2 protein-coding genes are annotated in these 4,103 nt (G+C 72.2%); both read left to right on the plus strand.

Annotated features, from left to right (window positions below; genetic code table 11):
- Positions 1-168: 168 nt before the first annotated feature.
- Complete coding sequence (locus PROKR_RS17445) at positions 169-846, plus strand: ABC transporter ATP-binding protein (RefSeq protein WP_036965091.1); 678 nt, start codon at positions 169-171, stop codon at positions 844-846.
- 376 nt (positions 847-1,222) lie between these two features.
- A partial coding sequence (locus PROKR_RS31650; protein WP_169736461.1) for an endo-1,4-beta-xylanase occupies positions 1,223-4,103 on the plus strand: 2,881 nt, incomplete at its 3' end.

Here is a 4,103-nt window from a genome sequence, read left to right on the forward strand (position 1 = left end):
CGAGGCACGCGCCCGCAGCGGAGCCGCAGGCTCACGCGACAACAAGCAGAGCGTGAGCCGGAGGTGCAGCGCAGGGTGCGGGCCGAGGTACGAGGCACGCGCCCGCAGCGGAGCCGCAGGCTCACGCGACAACAAGCAGAGCGTGAAAGTGACCTGGGAGAAGGCAGCATGTATCAGATCGACGACCTGACCAAGACGTACCAGCAGGGCAGGCGCGTGGTGCGCGCGCTCAAGGGGGTGTCCCTGACCATCGGTGACGGCGAGCTCGTGGCCGTCCAGGGGCCGACCGGGGGCGGCAAGTCCACGCTGCTGCAGATGCTCGGCGGGCTCGACCGTCCGACGTCGGGCACGGTGAAGCTCGACGGCACCGACCTCGCCGGGATGAGCGACACGCAGCTCACCGCGGCGCGGGCCGAGACCATCGGGTTCGTGTTCCAGAACTTCAACCTGATCCCGACGCTCACCGCGCTGGAGAACGTGGAGACGGCGCTCGTGCCGGCCAAGGTGCCGCGCCAGACGCGGACGGCACGGGCGCTCGCCGCCCTGGAGTCGGTGGGCCTCGGCGACCGGGGCGACCACCTCCCGGGCGAGCTGTCGGGCGGGCAGCAGCAGCGTGTCGCGATCGCGCGGGCGCTGGTGAAGAACCCCAAGGTGCTGCTGGCCGACGAGCCCACCGGAAACCTCGACGAGGAGACCCGCGACGAGATCGTGGACCTCATCGAGGGCCTGTGGAAGGAGCAGGGGCTGACGATCGTGCTGGTCACGCACGACTCGGTGGTCGCACGGCGCACACCGCGCCGCCTGCGCATCGCCAAGGGCGCGGTCAAGGACCTGACGGCGGCCTGACGGCGGGGCGCGCCGGGCGGGGCGCTCGGCAGACTCGGCAGTTTGCCCCGCAGACTCGGCAGTACGCCCGAGCGGTCGGCAGTTGGCATCGAGATCGGCTCAGGCCTGTGCCGATCTCGATGCCAACTGCCGAGTCTGCTGGGCAAACTGCCGACCACCCGGGCGCACCGCCGGACACCCGGCAGCACCGCCGAGCGCCCGGGTGGGCGTTGGCGTCACGCCGGTGCGTCCGAGCAGGTCTCGACGGCATCCGGGCTGGCTGGCTACGCTGCCCCTACGTTCGCCGCGGCACCGTCGCCCGGCGTACGCCCCATCGGAGACACGCGCAAGGGAGCGCAGCATGCCTCGTCGAAATCGTTTCACCACCCGAGATCGCTTGACGGTCAGAAATCGTTTAACACCGGGTCTCGCCGCAGGGCTCGCGGGGCTCGTCACCGCCGGTTCGCTCGTCGCACCCGCCGCGGCGACCACGGGGGCGGCCACGGCAGCCGTCGACACGGTCGTCACCGCCGTCGACTTCGAGGACGGCACCACGGGCACGTGGACCCCCAGCGGCGGCGCGGGCCTCGACGTCGTTCCGGACCCCGACGGCGCGGGCAGCGTGCTCACCATCACCCGGGCCGCCGACTACGAGGGCCTCCAGTCCCCCACCGGGATCTTCCACCCGGGGCTGACCTACACGTTCAGCATGCGCGCCCGTCTCGCGGAGCCCGCCGCGCCGGAAGACCCGCCGGCCCCCACCAGCACCGGCGTCCGCTTCGTCGTCAAGCCGGCGTACGACTGGGTAGGGAACACCACGATCGGACCCGACTGGACCACGGTGACCGGCACGTACACGGCCGACGCCGACGCCGACCCGGCCGAGCTGCAGGCCTACCTCGGCAGCACCGACCAGGACGCCCCCTACACGCTCCTCGTGGACGACATCATGGTGACCACCTCCGACACGGTTCCCCCGGACGACGTCGTGCCCGGCGGCGCGATCAACCCCGTGCCCACCCCGGTGTACGCCGCCGAGGGCAGCGGGAACGCCTCCGCCCTGACCTTCGACGACGGCCCGAACCCCGGCACCACGCCCGCCCTGCTGGACTTCCTCGCGGAGCACGACCTGAAGGCCGTCTTCTGCGTGATCGGGCAGAACATCCAGGCCGAGGGCGGCGCCGCGCTGCTGCGCCGGATCGTCGCCGAGGGCCACGTCCTGTGCAACCACTCGACGTCGTACGCCGACATGGGCTCCTGGACCCAGGAGCAGGTGCGCGCCGACCTGGTCGAGAACCTGGGGATCATCCGCGACGCGCTGGGCGACCCCAACCAGAAGGTCCCCTTCTGGCGCGCCCCGAACGGCTCCTGGGGCGTGACACCCGGTGTCGCGGTCGAGCTGGGCATGCAGCCGCTCGCCGTCCGGAACACCATCGCCGACTGGGAGACCCAGGACGTCGCGACCCTCACCGCCAACCTGCGCACCGCCATGGTCCCCGGCGAGCTGGTCCTCGCGCACGACGGCGGCGGCGACCGGTCGGGCACGCTCGCCGCGGTGCGGACGGTCGTCACCGAACGCCTCGCCGACGGCTGGACGTTCACGTTCCCGGAGGGCACGCCCCCGGCATCGGGCACCGTGCTGAGCACGGACTTCGAGGACGGCACCCTCGGCGGCTGGGAGCCGCGCACCGGCACCGACGCCTCCGACTTCACGCTCGCGGTCACGGACGCCGACGCACACGGGGGTACCTGGGCGGCCGCACTCACCGACCGTGACGCCACCGGCGACGGCATCGGCCGGGACGTCACGGGCGTGCTGCGCGCGGGCGTCACCTACGACGTCTCCGCCTGGGTGCGCTTCCCCGCGGGGCAGACGCCGGGCGACGTCTGGCTGAGCCTCGCGAGCACGATCGAGGGCGCCCAGACCTTCTCGACCCTGGCCCAGTTCACCGGCCTGACCGACAGCGGCTGGACCGAGGTGACCGCCACGTTCACCATGCCGGACCACGACGACGCACTCCTCTACTTCGAGACGGCGTACGACGGCGGCAACACCAGCGACTGGCTGATCGACGACATCGTGGTGTCCGTCCCGGAGCCGCCTCTGATCGAGGACCTGACGGGGCTCCAGGAGACGGTCGACTTCCCGGTGGGCGTCGCGATCGACAGCCGCGAGACCTCGGGCGCGGCGGCGCAGCTGCTGAGGAGGCACTTCGGCCAGGTCACGCCCGAGAACCACATGAAGCCCGAGGCCTGGTATGACGCCGACGGCACACTGCGCCGGCACCCCGAGGCGACGGCTCTCATGGACTTCGCGCAGGAGCACGACCTGCGGGTCTACGGCCACGTGCTGGTGTGGCACAGCCAGACGCCGGACTGGTTCTTCCAGGACGACGCCGGCGAGCCGCTGGCAGCGGACGAGGCGGGCCGTGCGGTGCTCCGCGAGCGCCTGCGCGACCACGTGTTCGGCATCGCGGAGAACCTGAGCGACGACTACGGGCTCTTCGGCTCGGCCACGAACCCGCTGGTCGCGTTCGACGTGGTCAACGAGGTGGTCTCGGACGGTGCGGAGCACCCGGACGGCCTGCGCCGCAGCGAGTGGTTCCGGATCCTGGGCGAGGAGTACATCGACCTCGCGTTCGAGTACGCGGACGAGGCGTTCAACGAGACGTACGCCGCCGCACCGTCGGACGCGGTGCGCGAGCGTCCGGTGACCCTGTTCATCAATGACTACAACACGGAGCAGGGCGGCAAGCAGGACCGGTACCGCGCGCTGGTGGGCCGGCTGCTGGAGCGCGGCGTGCCGGTGGACGGCGTGGGGCACCAGTTCCACGTGTCCCTCGCGATGCCGGTCGGCGCGCTGGAGGGCGCGATCGAGCGGTTCGCGGACCTGCCGGTCACGCAGGCGGTCACGGAGCTGGACGTCACCACGGGGACGCCGGTCACCCAGGCCCGGCTGGTCGACCAGGGCTACTACTACCGCGACGCGTTCGACGTGTTCCGTGCGCATGCCGAGGACCTGTTCAGCGTGACGGCGTGGGGCTTGACCGACGGCCGGTCGTGGCGGGTCGACAGCGGCGCGCCCCTGCTCTTCGACGACCGCTTCCAGGCCAAGCCGGCCTACTTCGGCGCGGCCGGGGCCGAGCTGCCGGCCCGCCTGCGCACGGCGAACGTGTTCGCCGGGGACGTGCCGCTCGACGGTTCGGCCACGGCGTCCCCGGTGTGGGACCGGCTGCCGCGGCACGTGTTCGAGGCCCCGGACGGCGGCGCGGCCGCCC

It is taken from the genome of Promicromonospora kroppenstedtii DSM 19349 (genome assembly GCF_000515355.1).
GTDB classification, from domain to species: Bacteria; Actinomycetota; Actinomycetes; order Actinomycetales; family Cellulomonadaceae; genus Promicromonospora; species Promicromonospora kroppenstedtii.